Here is a 22,821-nt window from a genome sequence, read left to right on the forward strand (position 1 = left end):
AGCGATTCCCGGCCTTGATGCGTTTGGACGCTGACCAGCGCAGTTCCCGGCTCCGCTCATTGGCGGCGTCGGTTGATAATGCATTCGGCAGATCGCAAAACACGCGCGCCACGGCAGCGCGCATCGGTCGCCACCCCTCGCAACCCCTGCAGGAGAACCCCACGATGTTCGACACCGCCCTCAAGCTGGATTGCGCCGGTCGCATCCTGCGACTGGATGCGCCGCAGGTGATGGGCATCGTCAATGTCACGCCCGATTCGTTTTCCGACGGTGGCCAGCACGCCACCTGCGAGGCCGCCATTGCACATGGCCTGCGTCTGGTCGAGGAGGGCGCTGCGGTGCTGGATATCGGCGGCGAATCCACCCGTCCTGGCGCGACGCCGGTCGCGCTGGAAGAAGAACTGCAGCGCGTGATTCCGGTGATCGACGCATTGGCGCGCCAAACCAGCGTGCCGATCAGTGTGGATACCTTCAAGCCGGAGGTGATGCGCGCGGCCGTGGCCGCCGGCGCCGGCATGATCAACGACGTGCACGCGCTACGCTCGCCTGGTGCGCTGGACGCGGCAGCCGAATTGCGGGTACCGGTGGTGCTGATGCACGCACGCAGCGCACCGCATGCCATGCAGGACGCGCCGCACTATGACGACGTGGTGGCCGAGGTGCATCGCTTCCTGGCCGAGCGGATCTTCGCGGCCGAAATGGCCGGGATCGAGAAGCGCCGGTTGATCCTCGACCCGGGCTTCGGCTTCGACAAGACCACCACGCATAACCTCACCGTTCTGGCGCAGCTGCAGCGCCTGCAGGAATTCGGCCTGCCGGTGCTGGCAGGGCTGTCGCGCAAGCGCAGCATCGGCGAGTTGACCGGGCGCGAACGTGCGGCCGAGCGTGTGCATGGTTCGGTCGCCGCGCATCTGATTGCCGCGCAGCACGGCGCCCTGTTGCTGCGCGTGCACGATGTGGCCGCGACCGTGGATGCCTTGAAGGTATGGAGCGCGATGTCGGCAATTCCCGTGCCGCGTGTGAGTACGCCTGCGGTACCGACCGTGCATTGGCCGGACGAGGACTGATGCCGGCCGACCGACGCCCGCTCGCGATCGCGTTGATGGGCCCGACCGCCAGCGGCAAGACTGCGCTGGCACTGGAGGCGGCGCAGCGCTGGAACGGCGAGATCGTCAGCGTCGATTCGGCACTGGTGTACCGCGGGCTGGAGATCGGCGCGGCCAAGCCGGATGCCGCCATGCGTGCAGCCGTGCCGCATCATCTGCTCGATCTGCGCGATCCCTGGCAGATCTATTCGGCGGCGGAGTTCGCCAGCGATGCGCGGCAGGCGATCGATCAGATTGTGGCGCGCGGCAAGCTGCCGATTCTCGCCGGCGGCACCGGGCTGTATTTTCGCGCCTTGCTGGAAGGGCTGTCGCAGCTGCCCGAAGCCGATCCGCAGGTTCGCTTGACCATCGCAGCCGAAGCCGAACAACTCGGCTGGGCCGCGCTGCATGCACAACTGGCGCAGGTCGATCCGGTCGCGGCTGCACGTATCCACAGCACCGATCCGCAGCGTATCCAGCGGGCGTTGGAGGTCCACCGCATCAGCGGCAGGCCGATCAGTTATTGGCAGGCGCTGCCGCCAGGTCCGCGCCTGCCGGTGCGGGTGTTGAAGGTGGTGCTGGCGCCGCGCGAGCGCGCAGTGCTGCATGCGCGGATCGAACAGCGACTGGACGCCATGCTGGCGCAGGATTTTCTGGCAGAAGTGGAGCGTCTGCGCGCGGCGCCGCAACTGCGTGCGGTTGCTGCGCCGCTGGATCTGCCTGCGATCCGCGCGGTCGGTTATCGCCAGGCCTGGGAGTATCTGGATGGCGCCGGCAGCCTGGCGCAGTTCCGCGAAAAAGCGATCCATGCGACCCGTCAACTGGCCAAGCGGCAACTCACCTGGCTGCGTGGCGAGCTCGACGCGCGCTGGTTCGATCCGGAGCGTGACCGCGATCAATTGGAATCCGCACTTGTCGGCTTCCTCGCTCATCGTCCCGCTGTGCCGCAGGCTTCAGGCGTGTAACATCCCGTTTCCGGGGCCGGCTGGGGATGGCAGGTGTCGACCGGGACAATAAGAACAATAATGAAGAGGAGTTTTCGATGGCTAAGGGGCAATCTTTACAGGATCCATTCCTCAACGCGCTGCGGCGCGAGCGGGTGCCGGTCTCTGTATATCTGGTCAACGGTATCAAGCTGCAGGGCACGATCGAGTCGTTCGACCAGTTCGTGGTGCTACTGCGCAACACCGTGAGTCAGATGGTTTACAAGCACGCCATCTCCACGGTCGTGCCGGCGCGCAATGTGCGCGTGGGACCGGGCGGTGGTTATGTGCAACCCAATGAAGGCAATCAGGCGGAAGATGACGACGTCGAGCAGTAATGGAGTAGTGCGTGTTTGATCGCTCACGCAAGGGTGAACATGCGCTGTTGATTCAGACCCACTCCGGTGGGCCTGCCGAAGAGGATGTGCTGGAGGAGTTCGCCGACCTTGCGAAGTCGGCGGGCGCCACGATCGCGGCCACGCTTACCGCGCGCATCGACAAACCGAGCCCATCGACCCTGATCGGCAGCGGCAAGCTGGAAGAGGTCAAGGCCGCTGCCGAAGCCACCGGCGCGGATCTGGTGCTGGTCAACCATACCTTGTCGCCGGGTCAGGAGCGCAATCTGGAGCGCTATCTGGAGCGGCGCGTGATCGACCGCACCGGGCTGATCCTGGACATCTTCGCGCAACGTGCGCGCAGCCATGAAGGCAAGCTGCAGGTCGAGCTGGCGCAGTTGCGGCACATGGCCACCCGGCTGGTTCGTGGCTGGACCCACCTGGAGCGTCAGCGCGGCGGTGCGATCGGCTTGCGCGGCCCCGGCGAAACCCAGCTGGAAACCGACCGCCGCCTGCTGCAGAAGCGGGTGGAGCAGTTGCAGCAGCGGCTGGAAAAGGTCGAGGTGCAGCGCACCCAGATGCGTCGCGCGCGCATGCGCAGCGAACTGCCGCGCATTGCATTGGTCGGCTACACCAACGCAGGCAAATCGACGCTGTTCAACGCGTTGACCGGTGCCGAGGCCTATGTGGCCGATCAATTGTTCGCCACGCTCGATCCCACCGTGCGCCGCATCGCGTTGCCGGGCGGCAGTGCGATCCTGGCCGATACGGTCGGCTTCGTACGCGATCTGCCGCACCAACTGGTCGCCGCGTTCCGCTCGACCCTGTCCGAAGCACGCGACGCCGATCTGTTGTTGCACATCGTCGATGCAGCCGACCCGTTGCGCGAAGAACGCATCCGCCAGGTCGATGAGGTGTTGCATGCCGTCGGCGCGGGCGATCTGCCGCAGCTGCTGGTGTTCAACAAGATCGACAAGATCGAAGGCGCGCAAGTGCGTCACGACGCACAGGACGGCATCCCCGACCAGGCGCGGCGCGAACGCGTGTGGGTCTCTGCGCGCGATGGACGCGGGCTGGAAGAGTTGCAGCACGCACTCGGCCAGCGGCTGGATCTGCGTCATCTGACCGGACAGCTGCGGCTGCCGCCGTCGGCGGGGCGCTTGCGTTCCAGGCTGCATCAGCTGGAAGTGGTGCGTAACGAGCAATCCGACGAGGATGGCTGGTTGCTGGACGTCGATCTGCCGATGGTCGAAGCCGAGCGGCTCGCCGCCACCGAAGACGGCGCACCGCTGCGCGCGATGCTGCCGGATCGCCGCGAAGACTGGGAATCGTGATCGGCACTGCACAGTCGGGTTGGCTCGACTGTGCAGAACGCCCGAGTCGATCCGGCGCGGGCCGAGCAGTACGCCTGCCTTGCGCATATCGCCACTGAACCTCTGCCACGTCGTGGCTGCGTCGTTTCTGCAGCTGCCGCAGACAGATGCGACGAATTGGGCTAAAACGTTCGCTGCCTCTTTATTCCCGTGCCCATGTCCATGTCCGCCGATTTCGAACTGCAGCAGCTGGCCGAAACCCTTGGTCAGCAATTGCTTGCCGCGCGCGAGCGCCTGGTCACCGCCGAGAGCTGCACCGGCGGCTGGATCGCCAAGGCGGTGACCGATGTGGCGGGCTCTTCGCACTGGTTCGATTGCGGCATGGCTGCCTACAGCTACGAGGCCAAGCAGGCCTTGCTCGGCGTGCGGCCGCACACGCTGGAAGTGCATGGTGCAGTCAGCCGCGAAACGGTGATCGAAATGGTGTCCGGTGCCTTAGTCAATTCCGGCGCCAGCATCGCCGTGGCGGTGACCGGCATTGCCGGGCCAGGTGGCGGCAGCGAGGACAAGCCGGTCGGCACGGTGTGGATCGGCTGGAAGCGTCGTGGTGGTTATGCCACTGCGCAGCTGTTCCAGTTCAACGGCGATCGCGATGCAGTGCGTCGGCAAACCGTGGTTGCGGCGCTGCGCGGTTTGAGCGCATTGCTATAGGTGCGTAATCTGCGCGCCAGCGGCTCTGGCACATGCGCTGTCTGAGGTGTCGCGCGAAGGTGACTCGCAACGCCGCAATTCTCGCTCGACGATGCGTGGTCATTTTTTTGACGCATGGCTCCAATGCGTATCGAATGACAGCCGCATTCGTCACGCGCTCCGCGTGTTCGTTTACCTGCATTGCTCCTTGTCGGTAACCCGGTAAGGTGTGACGTCACGCGAACTGCGGCGCTCGCCGTACTGCATCGCCTGCGCGCTTTGTTGGGGGACAACATGGGCATGGATCAGCAACGTGGCACCACGCTTGCGCTCGCACTTCTTGCGGGCATGCAGGTATCGCCGCTGTGTGCACAGACAACGGCGCAGCCGGATCCGAAGGAGCCGGCAACGCTGGCAGCGCTCAAGGTCACCGCGCAAAAGCGCGAGGAATCGCTGCAGAACGTGCCGGTGGTGCTTTCGGTACTGCCCGAGCAGCTGTTGCAGGACAGCGGCGTGCACGACATCAAGGAACTGCAGATGCTGGTGCCCGGCTTGATCGTGACCAGCAGCCAAAGTGCAGCCCAGACCACCGTGCGCATTCGCGGCATCGGCACGGTTGGCGACAATGCCGGGCTCGAATCCTCGGTGGGTGTGGTCATCGATGGCGTGGCCCGCGCGCGCAACGGCGTGAGCTTTGCCGACCTGGGAGAGCTTGAGCGCATCGAAGTGTTGAAAGGCCCGCAAGGCACCGTGTTCGGCAAGAACACCTCGGCCGGCGTCATCAACGTGGTCACGCGCCGGCCCAGTTTTACCCGCAGCGCCGACGCCGAAATCACCGCAGGCAACTATGGCGCGCTCGGGATTGCCGCCGCCTTCAACGATGCGCTGGGCGACACCAGCGCATTACGCGTGTATGTCGCCAGACGGCGTCGCGATGGACTCGAGCAGGTGGTCACCGGCGCTGGCCCGCGCACCGCCACCGACGATGGCGACCAGAATCTGCGCACCGCGCGCGTGCAGCTTCTTTGGGAGCCCACTGACGATCTGGACATCAATCTTGCGGCCGACGACACCCGCCGTGAGGAGAACTGCTGCGTCACGGTGACCACCGAGCGCGGACCGACTGCGGCGTTGATCGATGCGCTGACGCCGGGCGGGCAGGGCACCACTGCGCGTGCCGAGCCGCAAAGCAGGCGTGCCTACAGCAATCGCAGCACCGCGCAGGAGATTCAGGACAAGGGTGTGTCGGCACAGGTGGATTGGACCACGCCGTGGTTGAGCGAGGCGGTGCTGACGTCGATCACCGCATTGCGCGACTGGAAATCCGTTAACGGCCTGGATTTCGATTACAGCGCTGCAGACATCCTCTATCGCGCTCCGCGCGAGGACGAGATGCTGACCGGTTTCAAGACCTTCAGTCAGGAATTGCGCCTGGCTGGATCGAGCGAGCGTCTCGATTGGATGGTCGGCGCGTTTTACGCAGACGAAACCCTGCATCGCAATGAGTCCTATCGCTTCGGCAGTGCGTACGAGCCGTATCTGTCCAGCGTGCTGCTTGCACGCGTCAATCCTTCGTTGGCCGCACGTGCGGATGCGACGCGCTTTCTCGCCGACGCCACCGGCTTGCCGGCCGGCACGCTGTTCCGCGGCCAGGGTAGCCAGGACCGCTTTCGGCAGGATGGCACCAGCGCCGCGCTGTTCACCAACAACACCTGGCACGCCACCGACGCGCTGGATGTCGTGGTGGGATTGCGCTACACCTACGAGAACAAAACGCTGCGATCGGCATTCCAGAATCCCGATGGGAGCCCGGCGTGCGCCAGTTATTTCGCGCCTAGCGGCCAGGTCGATCCGGCTGCATTACGGCGGATCGGTGCGGCGCTGGTGGCGCGCGGTGTGCCCGCATCTGCGGTGCCGACGATCGCACCGCAAGTGATCGGCTTCACCTGTCTGCCTTGGGCCAATGTTGCCCATGATGGGCGTCGGACCGAGCAGCAACGCACCGAGCGCGAGTGGTCCGGTACCGCGAAGCTGGCGTATCGCTGGAACGATGCGCTGATGACGTATGTGTCGGCGGCGCGTGGCTATAAGGCAGGCGGTTTCAATCTGGATCGCGTGCAGTCCTCCGATGGCTTGTCCAGCGGCGTGCAGGGCATCCTGCCGGTGGATGACACCGCGTTCCCGGGCGAGTTCGTCGACAGCTACGAGCTCGGCGCCAAGAGCACCTGGCTCGGTGGCAACCTGCTGTTGAATGCAGCGCTGTTCTATCAGGATTTCAGCGATTTTCAGCTCAACAACTTCCTGGGAACCAGCTTTGTGGTGCGTGCCATTCCCAGCGTGGTGTCGCGCGGCATCGATGCCGAAATCCTGTGGCAGGGCGCAGTGCCCGGCCTGATGTTGCAAGGCGGGCTCAGCTATACCGACACCCGCTATGGCGACGATCTCTTGCCGGATGCGGATCTGGCGCTGCTGCCGGGCAGCCGTTTGAGTTTTGCGCCGCGCTGGTCGGCCAATCTGTCGGTGACCTACGAACGCGCGCTTGGCAACCGGCTCACGGGCCGTTTCAACGTTGGCGCCAAGTACAGCTCCGAATACAACGCAGGCTCGGATCTGGATCCGCAAAAATCGCAACCGGGCTACACCTTGCTCAATGCGCGCTTCGGCATCGGCGCCAACGACAAGCGTTGGCTGCTGGAAGCATGGGCAGAAAATCTCGGCAATGAAACCTATCGGCAGATCGTCATCGACGCGCCACTCCAGGCTGGTTCGTGGAATGCGTTTCTGGGGGCGCCGCGCACGTATGGGGTGACGCTACGGCTGCGTTTTTGAGCCTGTTTCGCCTGACTTCCCGGCAGCGTTACACGGACGCGTTACAGCAAGCACGATCTAACGTGGGCTAAGCCTGATGTAGAGAGAGGCGCGACATCGTCATGCAGATCGGCTACAAACAAGCTCTCGTTGTTGAGCTGCGTGCCGATGCATCTGATTTTCGCCCCTGTGTTGTTTTCGTCCATGCCAGAGGCAGTTGGCAGACGGCTCGCGTCTCTGGATCGCCCGGGCGCCTATTTTCAACCGCCTGCACACACATCTGCCGGTCACTCGATGACCCCGCGCGTGCGTGATGATGCATGTGCCTGCATGGCACCGGGATCGTCTCGGAACACAGCTCCGATGCGGTCGATCTTCGACGACCCGCAACGCGCTGCACCTCCTGCACGCGTGCAGCGCCTGGCTGCCGCACACGCACGGGCGGTGCACTGATGTGGGAAGCGCTAGGCACCGTTCGTGACCTCGGACGTCTGCAGGAAATCGCAGCGGTCCTGATTCGTTACGGGTTCGGCGATGTGGTGCGCCGCATTGGCCTGGCCGATGTGCTCGAACGTGCCGGCAAGCTGTTGCATTGGCATAACGCCGAGGGCCGTTTGCGCATGTCCGCCGCAATGCGCGTGCGGCGCGCCCTGGAAGAACTCGGGCCGACCTTCGTCAAGCTCGGGCAGGTGCTGGCCACACGCGTGGACCTGTTGCCGCAGGAATGGATCGAGGAGTTGAGCGAGCTACAGAACGCAGTGCCCGCGCTGCCGTTCGAACAGATCCGCCCGCAACTGGTTGCAGCGCTGGGCGCCGAGCCTGAGAGCATCTTCGCGCGCCTTGACGAGCAACCGTTGGCTGCCGCATCGCTGGCGCAGACGCATCGGGCCTGGCTCGCCGATGGCACACCGGTGGTGTTGAAGATCCGCCGCCCCGGCATCGGCGACACCATCGATGCGGATCTGCGCTTGCTTGCGCGGCTGGCGGAGATCGTGGAAGCGCGTGCCCCCGACCTGAAGCGCTATCGCCCCGCCGAAGTCGTACAGCAATTCACCGCGTCCCTGCGGCGCGAACTCGACTTCGCCGCCGAGTGCCGCAATGCCGAACGCATCGCCGCCAATTTCGCCAACGACCCCAATGTCGTGGTGCCAAAGGTGTATTGGGAGTGGACCTGCGAATCGCTGAATGTGCAGGAGTTCATCGACGGTATTCCCGGGCGCGACCTGGCCGCAGTCGATGCGGCCGGCCTGGACCGCAAGGCGCTTGCACGCACCGGTGCCGGCATCGTGTTCAAGATGGTGCTGCAGGATGGCTGTTTCCATGCCGACCCGCACCCGGGAAACATTTTCTATCTGCGTGACGGGCGCATTGCGGTGATCGACTTCGGCATGGTCGGGCGCGTTTCAGAGCAGCGCCGGTTCCAGGTCGCGCAACTGCTGCACGGCATGGTGAGCTATGACGCCGAAGCAGTCATCGACGTGCTGCTGGAATGGGCCGGCACCAATCTGGATGTCGATGAGCCGCGCTTGCAGCAGGACATCGGCGCCTTCGTCGACGAGTATCGCGGCGTGCCGTTGAAGGAACTGCGCATCGGCGCAATGCTTGGCGATGTCACTTCCATTCTGCGCGATCACGGGCTCACGTTGCCGTCGGATCTGGCATTGATGATCAAGGCGTTTCTCACGCTCGAAGGCATGGGCCGCCAGCTCGACCCGGATTTCGATATGGCCAGCGAGGCACGCCCGTATCTTGAACGCGTGGTGCTGCAGCGTTACGCACCGAGCGCGATGTTGCGGCGCAGCCGGCGTACCGTGACCGGGGCGATCGATCTACTTGGCGATCTGCCGCGCGATCTCAAACGGCTGCTGCAGGCCGCGCGTCGCGGCAAGCTGCAACTGCATGTCGAAACGCGTGCGTTGCGCGAGTTTGGCGAGCAGGTCGATCGTGCCGCCAATCGGCTCACCATGGGTATTGTCACCGCCGCGTTGGTGATTGGCTCATCGATCGTCATGAACAGCGTCGGCGGCAGTGCCAGTCGCTGGCTGCTGGCGTTGGGTGTCGGCGGTTTCATCGGCGCGGCACTGTGCGGCATCTGGATCCTGTTCTCGATCTGGCGCAGCCGGCGTTAGCGCAGCCGTTTGGCTTCGATGTTGCTGCTTGCAACCCGTTGGTCGGATTTCAGATCAAAGCCGTAATCAACGGTTGCGCAGGCGCCGGTTAGTAGTAATACTACTAACCATGGAACTGACCGATACCCAGCAAGCAATCCTGGCCTTGATCGCCGAGCGCATCGACGCCGATGGCGTGCCGCCCTCGCAGACCGAGATCGCGCGTGCCTTCGGCTTCAAGGGTGTGCGCGCAGCGCAGTACCACCTGGAGGCGCTGGAGCAGGCGGGCGCGATCCGTCGTGTTCCGGGTCAGGCGCGTGGCATCCGCCTGGCCGGGCGGGGCGTGCAGGCGCGCACACCGCCGGCAAGCGAGCCTGTCCGCGACGACGTATTGCGTCTGCCAGTGCTGGGGCGCGTTGCGGCGGGCCTGCCGATCGGCGCGGATATCGGTTCGGACGACTTCGTGGTGCTGGACCGGGTGTTCTTCTCGCCCTCGCCGGACTACCTGCTCAAGGTGCAAGGCGATTCGATGCGCGACGAAGGCATCTTCAATGGCGACCTGATCGGTGTGCATCGCACCCGTGACGCACGCTCGGGGCAGATCGTGGTGGCCCGGATCGATGAAGAGATCACGGTCAAACTGCTGAAGATCGGCAAGGACCGGATCCGGCTGCTGCCGCGCAACCCGGACTACGCGCCGATCGAGGTGTTGCCGGATCAGGATTTCGCGATCGAGGGCTTGTATTGCGGGCTATTGAGGCCAAATCGCTGAGCAGTGCGCCGATGGGCGTGCTGGCTTTTTCCCGAGCCGGTACCGCAGGATTCCCCGCTGCCGCCGTAATGCCCGCATCCCTAATCTGAGTGTGTCGCCGCCAGTCTCAGCCTGTGCGATACACCGCCGTTACATTAGCCCTACACCGAAATCACTGACAAGGATCACCCAGATGGATGAGAACAAGAAGCGCGCCCTTTCCGCCGCACTGAGCCAGATCGAAAAGCAATTCGGCAAGGGCTCGGTGATGCGCATGGGCGACCGTGTGATCGAGGCCGTCGAAGTCATTCCGACCGGCTCGCTGATGCTGGACATCGCACTGGGGATCGGTGGCCTGCCCAAGGGCCGTGTGGTCGAAATCTACGGTCCGGAATCGTCGGGCAAGACCACCCTGACTCTGCAGGCGATTGCCGAATGCCAGAAGAAGGGCGGCACCGCAGCCTTCATCGATGCCGAGCACGCACTGGATCCGATCTACGCCGCCAAGCTGGGCGTCAACGTTGACGACCTGCTGCTTTCGCAGCCGGACACCGGTGAGCAGGCGCTGGAAATCGCCGACATGCTGGTGCGTTCGAGCTCGGTGGACATCGTGGTGGTCGACTCGGTCGCCGCGCTGACCCCGAAGGCGGAAATCGAAGGCGAGATGGGTGATCAGTTGCCGGGTCTGCAGGCCCGTCTGATGAGCCAGGCGCTGCGCAAGCTGACCGGCAACATCAAGCGCTCCAACACCCTGGTGGTCTTCATCAACCAGCTGCGCCACAAGATCGGCGTCATGATGCCGGGCCAGAGCCCGGAAGTGACCACCGGCGGCAATGCGCTGAAGTTCTACGCCTCGGTGCGTCTGGATATCCGTCGTATCGGCGCGATCAAGAAGGGCGATGAAATCATCGGCAACCAGACCAAGATCAAGGTCGTCAAGAACAAGCTGGCGCCTCCGTTCAAGCAGGTCGTGACCGAAATTCTCTACGGCGAAGGCATCAGCCGCGAGGGCGAATTGATCGACATGGGCGTGGAAGCCAAGCTGGTCGATAAGGCGGGCGCCTGGTACAGCTACGGCGAAGAGCGCATCGGGCAGGGCAAGGACAACGCCCGGACCTATCTGCGCGACAACCCGCAGGTTGCGATCAAGCTGGAAGCCGAGCTGCGCGAGAAGTTCCAGCCCGCCGAAGCGCCGCGTGAAGCAGGCGACGACGCCGAGAAGGAATGAGCGATAAGAGCAGCCAGAAGAACCTGGCGGATAACTGTTAGATAAGGTGGGGCGGTGCGCAGGAAGCGCAGGCTACGAGTGGTAGGTGCTCGTCTCTAACGCTGGCTGCACCTGCCTGACAGCAGCGCAACAGGTTTTGATGTTCGCTCCTTGTTTTTCTATCGCGGGGACGGTGGAGTCAGTGCCGCCGCGTTTCGCGGTAGATCTATCGAAGGCCAGGAGGGCAGGCGCCATGGACGGCGCATTGGTTGAGCAGCGATTTGGTGATTCAGGACACCTCACGATGGACGAGCAAGAGCCCGCGCCAAAGCGGGGACGCCGGTTCAAGGAGCAGACGCCGGTCCAACGCGCACTCGGATTGCTGGTGCGTCGCGAGCATTCGCGCAAGGAATTGAACCGCAAGCTGCTGGCACGCGGCATAGAGCCGGAAGCTGCCGAGGCTGCCGTAGAGCGTCTCGCTGGCGAAGGCTGGCAGGACGACACCCGGTTCGCGGCGTCGGTTGTTCGTAATCGTGCAGGCTCGGGCTACGGTCCACTGCATATTCGCGCCGAACTCGGAACCCATGGTCTGGATAGCGAGGCCATCAGTGCTGCCATGGCGACCTTTGAAGGCGATTGGACCGAAAACGCACGCGATCTGATCCGTCGCCGGTTCGGCGAACAAGGCCCGCTGGATCTGCCGCAGCGGCGCAAGGCCGCCGATCTGTTGGCCCGGCGTGGTTTTGATGGCAACAGCATTCGTAGCGCCACGCGCTTCGACCTTGAGGACTGAGGGCGTCAGGCCTGCTACCCTTTGTGGTTTAAGGTTGTTCCGCTCGTCTGCGCCCACATTCATTGGGTGACCGGGACCGCCGCCCGCCCAATGCCAGCACATGAACGCACCTGCCAAATACAGCACTTCCCAGATCCGTAGTGACTTCCTTGCCTTCTTCGAGGGCAAGGGCCACACCATCGTGCCGTCCGCACCGCTGGTGCCGGGCAACGACCCGACCTTGCTGTTCACCAACTCGGGCATGGTCCAATTCAAGGACGTCTTTCTCGGCGCTGAAAAGCGCAGCTATGTGCGTGCTGCCGACGTACAGCGCTGCCTGCGTGCCGGCGGCAAGCACAACGATCTGGATTCGGTTGGCTATACCGCGCGCCACCACACCTTCTTCGAAATGCTGGGCAACTGGTCGTTCGGCGATTATTTCAAGAAGGACGCCATCAGCTGGGCATGGGAACTGCTGACCCAGGTCTGGAAGCTGCCGGCCGACCGCCTGCTGGTCACGGTCTACCACACCGACGAAGAAGCCTTCGCGCTGTGGCGCGACATGATCGGCATCCCGGAAAGCCGCATCGTGCGCATCGGCGACAACAAGGGGGCGCCATATGCCTCCGACAATTTCTGGCAGATGGCCGATACCGGTCCATGCGGCCCGTGCACCGAGATCTTCTTCGACCATGGCGATCACATCGCCGGCGGTCCGCCAGGTTCGCCGGACGAGGATGGCGATCGCTTCATCGAGATCTGGAATCTGGTCTTCATGCAGTTCGATCGGCAGCCCGATGGCACCTTGATCCCGTTGCCGGCCCCGTGTGTGGATACCGGCATGGGTCTGGAGCGTCTCGCTGCGATCCTGCAGCATGTGCATACCAATTACGAAATCGACGTGTTCCAGGCGTTGATCGGCAAGGCCAGCGCGCTGACCGGCGTTGCCGATCTGGAAAACAAGTCGCTGCGGGTGATCGCCGATCACATCCGCGCCTGTTCGTTCCTGATCGTCGATGGCGTGCTGCCCTCCAACGAAGGTCGTGGCTATGTGTTGCGCCGGATCATCCGGCGTGCGCTGCGCCATGGCTGGATGCTGGGCGTGCGCCAGCCGTTCTTCAGCAAGATGGTGCCGACCCTGGTCGAGCTGATGGGTGAGGCCTATCCGGAGCTGGTGGTCGCTCAAGCGACGGTCGCGCGCGCCTTGCTTGCCGAGGAAGAGCGCTTTGCCGAAACGCTGGACGCCGGCATGAAGATCTTCGACGACGTCGCTTCGCGCTCGCAGGAGGTCATTCCCGGTGCCGATGCATTCCGTCTGTTCGACACCTACGGATTTCCGGTCGATCTGACCTCCGACATCGCACGCGAGCGCGGCTTGCGTGTGGACATGGAGGGCTTCGAGTTCGCCATGGAGCGTCAGCGCGAGACGGCGCGTGCCGCAGGCAAGTTCGGTGGTGGCGTGGCATTGCCTGCGGATCTGGTCGCTACGATGTCGCCGACGGTGTTTCTGGGCTACGAAGCCTACGACGCCGATGCGCTCAAGGTCGTTGCGCTGCTCAAGCAGGGCCGTCCGGTCGAACGCGCCGACGCCGGTGACGAGGTCATCGTGTTCACCGACCGCACACCGTTCTATGCCGAGTCCGGTGGTCAGGTCGGCGATAGCGGTCAGCTGAGCGGGACCGGTGTCTCCATCGACATTGCCGATACGCAGAAGTTTGCCGGGCAGTTCCATGGTCATGTGGGGCGCATCACCGAAGGCGCGCTTGCGCTGGGCGATGTGCTGTCCGGCGGGATCGACGTGCAGCGTCGCGGCAAGACCATCCTCAATCACTCGGCCACGCATCTGCTGCATGCGGCCTTGCGCGAAGTGTTGGGCACGCACGTCCAGCAGAAGGGATCGTTGGTTGCGTCGGACCGTCTGCGTTTCGACTTCTCGCACTTTCAGCCGATCACGGCCGACGAGCTCGCGGTGATCGAACGCAAGGTCAACGCCGAGGTCCGTACCAACCACAGTGTCGAAGTGCACAACATGGCCATGCAGGAAGCGCTGGATTTCGGCGCGATGGCGTTGTTTGGCGAGAAGTACGGCGAGAACGTGCGTGTGCTGAAGATGGGTGGGTATTCGACCGAACTCTGCGGCGGTACCCATGTCACCCGCACTGGCGATATCGGCCTGTTCAAGATTACCTCCGAGGGTGGCGTGTCTTCGGGCGTGCGCCGTATCGAAGCGGTAACCGGGCAGGGCGCGCTGGACTATGTGGCCGACGAAGAGCGTCGTCTGCTTGAGGCCGCTCATCTGCTCGGCGGCAATTCGACTGAAGTCGTCGACAAGGTGCGCGCACTTACCGAGCGCCAGAAGCGTCTGGAGCGTGAGCTGGAGTCGCTCAAGGCCAAGCTGGCCTCGGGTGCGACTGCAGATCTTGGCGCCAGCGCCGTCGATGTCGCCGGAGTCAAGGTTATCGCTGTGCGTCTGGAAGGCTTCGATGCCAAGGCGCTGCGCGATGCGATGGATCGGCTGAAGCAGCAATTGGGCGATTCGGTGATCGTGCTGGCGGGTGCATCTGCCGGCAAGGTCGCGCTTGTTGCCGGCGTGAACGGTAGCCCAACTGGCAAGGTGAAGGCAGGGGAACTCCTCGGCCATGTCGCCAGTCAGATCGGGGGCAAGGGCGGTGGCCGTCCGGATCTCGCCCAGGGTGGTGGCGAGGACGGGCCCGCCCTTGCGACCGCGCTCGACGGCGTGCACTCCTGGGTCAAGCAACACTTGGGCTGAACACTTGTCCTGCCATGCCTTGCTGGCTGGCAGGATCTGCCGCTACCATTTCCGGTCTATTCCCTTTACCTATAGACGCGTCTCATCAGGAGGCCGTCGATGCTGGTGGGAAACCCACCGGTTCCAGGAGATTTGAAAAATGTTGATCCTCACTCGCCGGGTAGGCGAAACCTTGATGATCGGCGACTCGGTCACTGTTACCGTGCTCGGCGTCAAGGGTAATCAGGTGCGCATTGGCATCACTGCACCGAAAGATGTCGCTGTGCACCGCGAAGAAATCTATCAGCGCATCCAGCGTGGCGATGAGCCGGTCGCTTCCGGCGCGCATCACGGCGACGATTCTTCGAATTGATTGTCGCAAAGGGTTTACGTTAACCCCCCTTACCCGGTATTCTTCGCGGCCTGCCACGGACAACGCGGCAGGACGTGAAACTGGAGCGATGCCCGAGCGGCTGAAGGGGCTCCCCTGCTAAGGGAGTATAGGGTCAAAAGCTCTATCGAGGGTTCGAATCCCTCTCGCTCCGCCAGTGTTCTAGACGCCCGCAGATCTTTGATTTGCGGGCGTTTTTATTTGCATCGCGGGATGGGTTGCAAGTCCTTTCGAGTGAGCTGCGCAGCATGCTTGCTGCCAGTCGGCTCGCCGCATCCTCCATCAGGCATTTGGTTGTCGCGAAAGCATCTGAATCGCCTCAAACGTGCTGCATGAAGCGGTTCAAGTAACTCCGGTATAGGTCGCTAAACACGTGACATATATCTCGGACTTCAACGTGATGCGCCTACCGCCACTGCTTGGACGCCTGTTCTCTTTCTGGGGCCGTGGGCTGCAGCACAAGGCCAATGCGGTGGACCGGGTGATGGCGGTGATCGAGTTCGATCTGGATGGCCGCATTCTGGATGCGAACGAGAACTTCCTGTCCTTGATGGGCTATCGGCTGGACGAGGTGGTCGGCCAGCATCACCGCATGTTCGTGACTGCCAGTGATCGCGACAGCGAAAGCTATCGTCAGTTCTGGGCGGCGCTGCGGCGCGGCGACTTCAACGCCGGGCGCTTTTGCCGGTTGGACAAACACGGGCGCGAGGTGTGGATCAACGCGTCGTACAACCCGCTGCTGGATCGATCCGGCAACGCCTATCGCGTGGTGAAGTACGCCACCGACATCACGGCGCAGGTGCGCCAGACCGCCGATTTCGAAGGGCGAATCGATGCGATCGACAGGGTCATGGCGGTCATCGAGTTTTCGCTGGATGGCACCGTGCTCGATGCCAACCAGAATTTTCTGCAGGTGATGGGTTACCGGCTCGATGAGATCCGCGGCCAGCATCACGGCATGTTCGTGGATGCGTCCACGCGCCAATCGGCGGCCTATCGCGCGTTCTGGGAAAAGCTCGGGCGCGGCGCATTCGATGCGGGGCGCTACAAGCGCGTTGGTAAGGATGGGCAGGACGTGTGGATCCAGGCGTCCTACAACCCGGTACTCGATGAGCATGGGCGCCCGTACAAGGTGGTCAAGTACGCCACCGAGGTGACCCGTCAGGTGATCGATTCGGCCGATGCGGATGGCCGCATCCAGGCCATCGACAAGGTGATGGGCGTGATCGAATTCGATCTGGAAGGGCACGTGCTGAGCGCCAACGATAATTTCCTGGCGATTTTGGGATATCCGGCCGCCGAAGCGGTCGGGCAGCACCATCGCGTGTTCGTGGATGCGGTGTATGGCGCCTCCGAGGAGTACCGCAATTTCTGGGCGAAGCTGGCGCGTGGGCAGTTCGACGCGGGCCGTTATCGCCGGCTGCGCAAGGACGGCAGCGCGGTGTGGATACAGGCCTCCTACAACCCGATCCTGGATGTCTCAGGGCGGCCGTACAAGGTGGTCAAGTACGCCACCGATGTGACCGATCAAGTGCGCTCGGCCGAGCGCATGCGCGAGTTGATGCAGCAGACCATGAGCATCGCGCAGAACGTGCAGCGCGAGGCGCACCATATTTCGGTCAGCAATGAGGAGCTGGTGAGCCGCGCATCTTCGCAGTCCACCGCAGTGGCGCAGACCTCGACCACCATCGATCAGCTGGCGGAGACCGTGCGCATCAATTCCGAGAGCGCGGGGTCGGCGCAGCGCATGGCCGAAGAGTCGGCCAATGTTGCGCGACGCGGTGCCGAGGTCATCGCCGAGGTGGTCAAGACCACCGCCAACATTCGTTCGGCGACCGATCGCATTGGCCAGATCATCGAGGTGATCGACGGCATCGCCTTCCAGACCAACATCCTGGCGCTCAACGCGGCGGTGGAAGCGGCGCGCGCCGGCGAGCAGGGGCGTGGATTTGCAGTGGTGGCGACCGAGGTGCGTAGTCTGGCGCAGCGCTGCAGCGTGTCGGCCAAGGAGATTCGTTCCCTGATCGACAACGCGACCGATCAGGTTGGCGATGGTTCGCGCCTGGCCGAACAGGCCGGTGTGGTGATGCAGGACATGGTCGGCTCGGTGCTGCGTGTGACCGCAACCGTGGAGCAGATCGCCGCCGCCAGCCAGGAGCAGGCGCAGGATATTTCGACCGCCAACACGGCGCTGCAATCCATTGGCGTGCAGGCGCGCGATCAGGCGCGGATGGTCGACGATCTGGCGCGTTCGGCGCATGTGCTCGAAGCCGATGCGGATGCGTTGTTCGCATTGGTCAACGGCGATGCCGATGGGTCTTCTGCAATAAAGGATGCGCACGCAGAGCCGTTCGCCAAATCGCAGGCCGCGTGACCCAGACCACGTGACTATGAGGGGTCTGGTGCATTCGCTGTGCGGCGTCGTTGAAGCGGTGACACGCACGCTCGTAGTTGCATCGCTGCCGCGCGTGCCAGCAGCTAGGTCTGCGCAAAACTAAAAGCGCTCGCCAGCAGATACATCCGCGCACCACAAAGACCGCCAGAACCTAATGCTGTTCACTGAAGTTGCTGATCGAGGGCTCCTGCATCTCGGCATAGTCTCCAATCGGCTCAGTTTTCAAGCCAAATAAAAAACGGCGCTCCCCGCGCGGGGAGTGCCGTTTTTTCAAGTGAACTGCATTGCGCCAGGAGCGCGCTTTGCCTGGTCCAGCCAGCTGCGATCATGCGGCGCGCCGATTTACTGCGGCACGCCGCACTGTCACGCGTTGCCGTTTACTGCGGCAGATCGAACACCAGCACTTCTGCGTCGCGTGCGTCGGCCAGCACGAGTTCCGGCTCGGCGGTGATCTGCAGCGCGTCGCCAGCCGACAGTGCCTGTCCGTTGACGCTCAGGCTGCCGCGCACCACCTGCGCGTAACCGATGCGTCCCGGTGCCAGCGGGTGTTGCAGACGCACATCGCCGTCGAGGATGGAGGCGTACAGGCGTGCGTCCTGATGCAGGCGCAGCGAGCCGGCTTCGCCGTCGGGCGAGGCGATCAGGCGCAGCTGATTGCGCTTGCTGTCGGCGTCGAAATGCTTTTCCTCGTAGCTGGGTTCGATGCCGTTGCGTTCGGGCATCACCCAGATCTGCAGGAAATGCACCGGCTCGCTGGCCGAGTGATTGAACTCGCTGTGGCTGACGCCGCTGCCGGCGCTCATGCGCTGCACGTCGCCGTAGTGCAGCACCGAGCCGGTACCCATGCTGTCCTTGTGCTCCAGCGCGCCGTCCAGCACGTAGGAAATGATCTCCATGTCGCGATGGGCATGGGTGCCGAAGCCTTCGCCCGGCTGCACCTTGTCTTCGTTGATCACCCGCAGCGGGCCGACGCCCATGTGGCGCGGGTCGTGGTAGCTGGCGAAGGAAAAGGTATGGCGCGAGGACAGCCAGCCATGCTCGGCGCGGCCACGGGTTTCGCTCTTGCGGACATTCAACATGCTGCTTCTCCTTGAAAGATCTCGAATGGCGCCGGGGAGTGAGTCGGTGTCCCGGCGGCCCGATGCGTAGTCTCCGCCTCTGTGCGGAAGACAAAAAGCGAGTAAATTTGGCCGCTATCATCGAAAAAATCGAACAATGAAAATTAGCCTGGAAGCGCTGCAAATCCTCGATGCAATCGACCGTCGGGGCTCGTTCGCGGCCGCAGCCAAGGTGTTGTTCAAGGTGCCGTCGACGATTTCCTACACGGTGTCCAAGCTCGAAGACGATCTGGGGGTGCAACTGTTCGAGCGGCTCGGTCCCAAGGCGACGCCGACCCAGGCCGGGCGCGAGTTGTTGCGCGAGGGGCGGCACCTGTTGCGTGCTGCGCAGGAGCTGGAGGTGCGGGTGCGGCGGGTGGCGTCGGGTTGGGAGTCGGACTTTGCGATCGGGCTGGATGCGATTCTGCCGGTGGCGTTGCTGCAGGCGCAGATCCTGGATTTCTACACGGTGGCCGATAGCACGCGCCTGCGCGTCGTGAGCGAATCGCTGTCCGGCAGCTGGGAGGCGCTGCTGGATCGGCGCGTGGATCTGATCGTCGCGGCGGGCGAGGGGCCAAGCGGCGGTGGCTACGTCGCCGAGCAGATCGGCACGCTGCGCTTTGTGTTCGCGGTGGCCTCCACGCATCCGCTGGCGGGCGCCGGGATGCTGGGTGCGACCGAGCTGGCCGAGCATCGTGCGATCGCTGTAGCGGATTCGGCGCGGCGGTTGCTGCCGCGCACCGTGGGCCTGTTGTCCGGGCGCGATGTGCTCACCGTACCGGACATGCAGGCCAAGCTGCAGTTGCAGCTGGCCGGCGCAGGCTACGGCTTTCTGCCTGAGGCGTATGCGCGCGGCGCGCTACAGGACGGCCGGCTGTGCGAGGTGCAGGTAGAAACCCGCAAGCCCGACGAGACGTTCTCCCTGGCATGGCGGCCGGGCGAGGAGGGTGAGGCATTGGGGTGGTGGCGGCGCGCCCTGCGCAGCGAGGGCCTGTTCGATGGCTGGTTGCAGTCGCTTGCCGAGACGTATCGTTCCGTCGCTGCCGGGCAGTCGCGCGCGTGAGGAAGGGCGGATAATGCGCGTTCGTCGTCGCGCAGGATCGTCGCATGCAGGGCTTGATCGAACAGTACGGATTGGCCCTGGTGTTCGCCAACGTGCTGGCGTTGTCGCTGGGACTGCCGGTGCCGGCATTGCCGACGCTGGTGTTGGTCGGTGCCGGCTATGCGCTGCGCGGCGGGAGCGATGCATGGCTGGCCGGGGTGGCGGCGTTGGGCGTTTCGGTGTTGGCGAGCCTGCTCGGCGATCTGGCCTGGTATCTGGCCGGCCGCCGCTTCGGTAATCGCACCTTGCAGTCGCTGTGCCGGCTGTCGCTGTCGCGCGATACCTGCATGAAAAAGACCGAGCGGTTCTTCTCGCGCTGGGGAGTGCGGATATTGGCGGTGGCCAAGTTCGTCCCGGGGTTGTCGATGGTCTCGGTGCCGATGGCCGGCGCAATGCGGGTGCGCCCGGCGGCATTTCTGCGCTACGACGCCTTCGGTGCAGCGTTGTGGGCGTTGGTCGGTCTGGGCCTGGGAGCGTTGTTCGCCCACCAGGTACAGAACGTACTTGCGTTTCTGGCCGAGCTTGGGTCGGGCGCGGTTGTCGTGGTGGCGGTGTTGTTGGCCTGCTACATCGGTTGGCGCTGGTGGCGACGGCATAGTCTGCTGCGTTCGCTGGTGCATGCGCGCATTGCAGTCGACGAGCTGGTGCCGTTGCTCGATGGCGAAGAGAGCCTGCGGCCTGCCGTGCTGGATATCCGCGCACCGGGATATCGCGATCTGCAGCCTTACACGATTCCCGGCGCGGTGTTTGCCGACGAGCGACAGCTCGCACAGATTCTGGCCACCGTGCCGCGCGATCGCAGTGTGGTGATCTATTGCGCGTGTCCGGACGAGGTGTCGGCGGCGTGGCTGGCGGGGCGAATGCGCGAGCGCGGTTATCGCGATGTGCGTCCGCTGCTGGGCGGGCTGGATGCATGGCGCGATGCCGGGCATCCGGTGACCTCGCTGCTGCCGGTGGCTGTGGTTGGTGGGCCAGATACCGTTGGGGCGATGGCCTGATTGCGGTTGCTTTCATCCGGACAAAAAAAAGACCAGCAAGCTGGTCGTTTTCTTCAAGATTGGTGCGCCCGGAGAGATTCGAACTCCCGACCGCCTGGTTCGTAGCCAGGTACTCTATCCAACTGAGCTACGGGCGCATTATCTTGTTTTGACTTGCACATCCGTCGCAGTGCGATCGGAGGTTTAACTAAAAAGACAGCGATGCACTGCTGTCTTTTTGTTGTTCTGATGATGGTGCGCCCGGAGAGATTCGAACTCCCGACCGCCTGGTTCGTAGCCAGGTACTCTATCCAACTGAGCTACGGGCGCGTCGTCAGGAGCGGAATTATGCGGATGCCCGGCGTACTCGTCAATCCTTTTGTGACACGCGATTGCCTGCGCCTTGCCGATGCGTCCGCGCCGGGGCGCTGCCAGCGCGACTGCAGGTGCTTTCATCCATGCGTAGTGATCGCTGCACGCGCCTAGCTGTGCGTGGTCCGATTTCGGCAGGTCAGATGTGCCGGTACACGCGCTCATACGCTGGGCGCGGCGCCGAAGTGGTCGAGCACCAGCACCTCACTGTGACCTGGGGTGTGGCCGAGGCGGATCGCGCGCGCAACGTAGTCGATCGCCGCTTCGCAGGCGTTGAGCAGGGACAGGCCCTGGCACAGCTGCGCAGCAATCGCGGCCGACAAGCTGCAGCCGGTGCCGTGCGCGTCGACCTGCAGGCGTGGATGCATGAACACGTCCTGGGTGACGCCGTCATCGAAGCGGTCGATCACGCGCGTGCCCTCGTGCAGGTGACCGCCCTTGAGCAACACCGCATTGGCGCCGAGGTCGAGCAGGGCGGCGGTGGCGTGCTCGGCGGCGTCGGCATCGACGATGCGGCGGCCGGTCAGCAGCTCGGCTTCGGGCGTGTTGGGGGTGATCAGGGTGGCCAGCGGCAGCAGGCGCGTACGCAGCGCGTCCAGTGCGGCGTCTTCCAGCAGGCGCGCGCCGCTGGTGGAGACCATCACCGGGTCAAGTACCACGAACGGTGGGCGATATTTTTCGAGCAGATCGGCCACGCAATGGATGACCTCGGCATTGGCGAGCATGCCGAGCTTGACCGCCTGAATCTCGAAATCGGCGAAACAGGCGTCGATCTGCGCCTGCAGAAATGCGATCGGCGGGATGTGCACGGCGGTAACCGAACGGGTGTTTTGCGCGGTCAACGCAGCGATGGCCGACAACCCATGTACGCGGTGTGCGGCGAAGGTCTTGAGATCGGCCTGAATGCCGGCACCGCCGCCGGAATCGGAGCCGGCGATGGTCAATGCGGACAGCGTGCTGGGCGTGGTCATGCGTGGATTCTGCACTGCTGTCGGTCGGATGTGCGGCTCATCGCGCGCGCCAGCGACGCCATTGCAGGTAGGCAACGTAGCCGGCCCCGGTCACTCCGGTGAGGCCGGCTGGCAGGTAGAGCGCGTCGTAGTGCCAGCGCTGGAACAGCCAGGTGCCGAGGATGCTGCCGCCGAGAAAGCCGCTGATGATCAACCCGCTCAGCGTGAGCCGGCGCAGTTGCAGCGGGCGCCCACGCAGCAGGTGCCCCAGGCCGATGCCCAGGTCGGTGAACATGCCGCTCAGATGCGTGGTCCGTACCGCTGCGCCGCTGAGGGTGGTGGCCATGGCGTTCTGCAGGCCGCAGGCGCCTGCGGCGACCAGCACGCCGCCGATGTGATGCAGCTTGAACAGCGGAATCGCGGCCAGCAACAGCAGCGCTTCGAGCAGCAGTGCCGCGCCGTAGCGCTGTCCAAGCCGCAGGACATCGTCCTGGATGATCAGGCCGCTGAGCATGGCGCCGGCGCAGAAGGCGATCAGAATGCCCCAGAGAAAGCCGATCTCCGGGGCGGTGTCTTGTATCAGGGCAACGCCGAGCAGGCTGGTGGTACCGGTGAGGTGGCTGACCACCTGATGTTCGGAGCCCAGGTAGCCGACCACGTTGACCATGCCGGCCACACCCGACAATGCCACCGCGCCAATCCAGACCCAGCGCGGTAGCAGGATTCCCATGTCGGG

Annotated in this window: 18 protein-coding genes and 3 tRNA genes; 16 read left to right on the top strand and 5 right to left on the bottom strand. The window is 63.9% G+C overall.

The features are described 5' to 3' along the window. Nucleotides 1–164 precede the first annotated feature (164 nt). The 14 genes from folP to NYR97_RS18065 all read left to right on the top strand — a co-directional run bounded on the left by folP (nt 165) and on the right by NYR97_RS18065 (nt 17,566). Nucleotides 165–1,067: a dihydropteroate synthase gene (gene folP / locus NYR97_RS18000; RefSeq protein WP_316695136.1), complete on the top strand. Its 903-nt coding sequence runs from the start codon at nt 165–167 to the stop codon at nt 1,065–1,067. Beyond that, on the top strand, nt 1,067–2,050 hold the full coding sequence (gene miaA / locus NYR97_RS18005) for a tRNA (adenosine(37)-N6)-dimethylallyltransferase MiaA (protein WP_316695138.1): 984 nt from the start codon (nt 1,067–1,069) through the stop codon (nt 2,048–2,050). The genes folP and miaA overlap by 1 nt, the downstream gene beginning before the upstream one ends. A 77-nt stretch (nt 2,051–2,127) precedes the next feature. Beyond that, on the top strand, nt 2,128–2,406 hold the full coding sequence (gene hfq, locus NYR97_RS18010) for an RNA chaperone Hfq (protein WP_043889764.1): 279 nt from the start codon (nt 2,128–2,130) through the stop codon (nt 2,404–2,406). A gap of 11 nt (nt 2,407–2,417) precedes the next feature. Continuing rightward, nucleotides 2,418–3,737 carry a ribosome rescue GTPase HflX gene (hflX, locus tag NYR97_RS18015; RefSeq protein ID WP_316695140.1) on the top strand — a complete coding sequence of 440 codons (1,320 nt, stop codon included), beginning with the start codon at nt 2,418–2,420 and terminating at the stop codon, nt 3,735–3,737. Between the two features lie 195 nt (nt 3,738–3,932). After that, nucleotides 3,933–4,427: a CinA family protein gene (locus tag NYR97_RS18020; RefSeq protein WP_023903749.1), complete on the top strand. Its 495-nt coding sequence runs from the start codon at nt 3,933–3,935 to the stop codon at nt 4,425–4,427. A 273-nt stretch (nt 4,428–4,700) separates the two neighbouring features. Next, on the top strand, nt 4,701–7,235 hold the full coding sequence (locus NYR97_RS18025; RefSeq protein ID WP_316698341.1) for a TonB-dependent receptor: 2,535 nt from the start codon (nt 4,701–4,703) through the stop codon (nt 7,233–7,235). A gap of 431 nt (nt 7,236–7,666) precedes the next feature. Then, the gene (ubiB, locus tag NYR97_RS18030) at nt 7,667–9,343 is read left to right on the top strand and encodes a 2-polyprenylphenol 6-hydroxylase (protein ID WP_205391701.1); all 1,677 of its coding nucleotides are present in this window, start codon (nt 7,667–7,669) and stop codon (nt 9,341–9,343) included. Between the two features lie 109 nt (nt 9,344–9,452). Further along, entirely contained in the window at nt 9,453–10,094 is a 642-nt protein-coding gene (lexA, locus tag NYR97_RS18035) for a transcriptional repressor LexA (RefSeq protein WP_205391700.1), read from the top strand. 172 nt (nt 10,095–10,266) lie between these two features. Then, the gene (recA, locus tag NYR97_RS18040; protein WP_205391699.1) at nt 10,267–11,301 is read left to right on the top strand and encodes a recombinase RecA; all 1,035 of its coding nucleotides are present in this window, start codon (nt 10,267–10,269) and stop codon (nt 11,299–11,301) included. 283 nt (nt 11,302–11,584) lie between these two features. Beyond that, nucleotides 11,585–12,073, top strand: a complete 489-nt coding sequence (gene recX, locus NYR97_RS18045; RefSeq protein ID WP_205394869.1) for a recombination regulator RecX — start codon at nt 11,585–11,587, stop codon at nt 12,071–12,073. Between the two features lie 100 nt (nt 12,074–12,173). Then, nucleotides 12,174–14,822: an alanine--tRNA ligase gene (gene alaS / locus NYR97_RS18050; RefSeq protein WP_316695144.1), complete on the top strand. Its 2,649-nt coding sequence runs from the start codon at nt 12,174–12,176 to the stop codon at nt 14,820–14,822. A gap of 139 nt (nt 14,823–14,961) precedes the next feature. Further along, entirely contained in the window at nt 14,962–15,174 is a 213-nt protein-coding gene (gene csrA / locus NYR97_RS18055) for a carbon storage regulator CsrA (protein WP_003481884.1), read from the top strand. A gap of 82 nt (nt 15,175–15,256) precedes the next feature. After that, nucleotides 15,257–15,349, top strand: a tRNA-Ser gene (locus tag NYR97_RS18060). Nucleotides 15,350–15,619: 270 nt separating this feature from the next. Beyond that, nucleotides 15,620–17,566 carry a methyl-accepting chemotaxis protein gene (locus NYR97_RS18065; RefSeq protein ID WP_316698344.1) on the top strand — a complete coding sequence of 649 codons (1,947 nt, stop codon included), beginning with the start codon at nt 15,620–15,622 and terminating at the stop codon, nt 17,564–17,566. Nucleotides 17,567–17,964: 398 nt separating this feature from the next. On the opposite strand, the gene NYR97_RS18070 is transcribed toward NYR97_RS18065, so the two are convergent. Continuing rightward, the gene (locus NYR97_RS18070) at nt 17,965–18,666 is read right to left on the bottom strand and encodes a pirin family protein (RefSeq protein WP_205391697.1); all 702 of its coding nucleotides are present in this window, start codon (nt 18,664–18,666) and stop codon (nt 17,965–17,967) included. Nucleotides 18,667–18,802: 136 nt separating this feature from the next. Here NYR97_RS18070 and NYR97_RS18075 point away from each other — a divergent pair, with 136 nt between their 5' ends. Together NYR97_RS18075 and NYR97_RS18080 are read left to right on the top strand one after the other, a co-directional pair. After that, nucleotides 18,803–19,747, top strand: a complete 945-nt coding sequence (locus NYR97_RS18075) for a LysR family transcriptional regulator (protein WP_316695147.1) — start codon at nt 18,803–18,805, stop codon at nt 19,745–19,747. Nucleotides 19,748–19,791: 44 nt separating this feature from the next. After that, complete coding sequence (locus NYR97_RS18080) at nt 19,792–20,784, top strand: DedA family protein/thiosulfate sulfurtransferase GlpE (protein WP_316695149.1); 993 nt, start codon at nt 19,792–19,794, stop codon at nt 20,782–20,784. A 60-nt stretch (nt 20,785–20,844) separates the two neighbouring features. Here the strand turns inward: NYR97_RS18080 and NYR97_RS18085 are convergent. The 4 genes from NYR97_RS18085 to NYR97_RS18100 all read right to left on the bottom strand — a co-directional run bounded on the left by NYR97_RS18085 (nt 20,845) and on the right by NYR97_RS18100 (nt 22,815). Then, nucleotides 20,845–20,921, bottom strand: a tRNA-Arg gene (locus NYR97_RS18085). A 95-nt stretch (nt 20,922–21,016) separates the two neighbouring features. Next, nucleotides 21,017–21,093, bottom strand: a tRNA-Arg gene (locus NYR97_RS18090). A gap of 203 nt (nt 21,094–21,296) precedes the next feature. Then, the gene (gene thiD / locus NYR97_RS18095) at nt 21,297–22,106 is read right to left on the bottom strand and encodes a bifunctional hydroxymethylpyrimidine kinase/phosphomethylpyrimidine kinase (RefSeq protein ID WP_316695150.1); all 810 of its coding nucleotides are present in this window, start codon (nt 22,104–22,106) and stop codon (nt 21,297–21,299) included. Between the two features lie 37 nt (nt 22,107–22,143). Beyond that, nucleotides 22,144–22,815 (bottom strand): YoaK family protein, encoded by a 672-nt coding sequence (locus NYR97_RS18100; protein ID WP_316695151.1) that lies wholly within the window; start codon nt 22,813–22,815, stop codon nt 22,144–22,146. Nucleotides 22,816–22,821: the final 6 nt, after the last annotated feature.

The organism is Xanthomonas hydrangeae, assembly GCF_032697525.1.
In the GTDB taxonomy this organism is placed as follows: domain Bacteria; phylum Pseudomonadota; class Gammaproteobacteria; order Xanthomonadales; family Xanthomonadaceae; genus Xanthomonas; species Xanthomonas hydrangeae.

Bases quoted from the DNA above. Each gene is read 5' to 3' on its own strand.
- folP (WP_316695136.1), top strand. From the start codon at position 165: ATGTTCGACACCGCCCTCAAGCTGGATTGCGCCGGTCGCATCCTGCGA.
- miaA (WP_316695138.1), top strand. From the start codon at position 1,067: ATGCCGGCCGACCGACGCCCGCTCGCGATCGCGTTGATGGGCCCGACC.
- hfq (WP_043889764.1), top strand. From the start codon at position 2,128: ATGGCTAAGGGGCAATCTTTACAGGATCCATTCCTCAACGCGCTGCGG.
- NYR97_RS18020 (WP_023903749.1), top strand. From the start codon at position 3,933: ATGTCCATGTCCGCCGATTTCGAACTGCAGCAGCTGGCCGAAACCCTT.
- NYR97_RS18025 (WP_316698341.1), top strand. From the start codon at position 4,701: ATGGGCATGGATCAGCAACGTGGCACCACGCTTGCGCTCGCACTTCTT.
- ubiB (WP_205391701.1), top strand. From the start codon at position 7,667: ATGTGGGAAGCGCTAGGCACCGTTCGTGACCTCGGACGTCTGCAGGAA.
- lexA (WP_205391700.1), top strand. From the start codon at position 9,453: ATGGAACTGACCGATACCCAGCAAGCAATCCTGGCCTTGATCGCCGAG.
- recA (WP_205391699.1), top strand. From the start codon at position 10,267: ATGGATGAGAACAAGAAGCGCGCCCTTTCCGCCGCACTGAGCCAGATC.
- recX (WP_205394869.1), top strand. From the start codon at position 11,585: ATGGACGAGCAAGAGCCCGCGCCAAAGCGGGGACGCCGGTTCAAGGAG.
- alaS (WP_316695144.1), top strand. From the start codon at position 12,174: ATGAACGCACCTGCCAAATACAGCACTTCCCAGATCCGTAGTGACTTC.
- csrA (WP_003481884.1), top strand. From the start codon at position 14,962: ATGTTGATCCTCACTCGCCGGGTAGGCGAAACCTTGATGATCGGCGAC.
- NYR97_RS18070 (WP_205391697.1), bottom strand. From the start codon at position 18,666: ATGTTGAATGTCCGCAAGAGCGAAACCCGTGGCCGCGCCGAGCATGGC.
- NYR97_RS18075 (WP_316695147.1), top strand. From the start codon at position 18,803: ATGAAAATTAGCCTGGAAGCGCTGCAAATCCTCGATGCAATCGACCGT.
- NYR97_RS18080 (WP_316695149.1), top strand. From the start codon at position 19,792: ATGCAGGGCTTGATCGAACAGTACGGATTGGCCCTGGTGTTCGCCAAC.
- thiD (WP_316695150.1), bottom strand. From the start codon at position 22,106: ATGACCACGCCCAGCACGCTGTCCGCATTGACCATCGCCGGCTCCGAT.
- NYR97_RS18100 (WP_316695151.1), bottom strand. From the start codon at position 22,815: ATGGGAATCCTGCTACCGCGCTGGGTCTGGATTGGCGCGGTGGCATTG.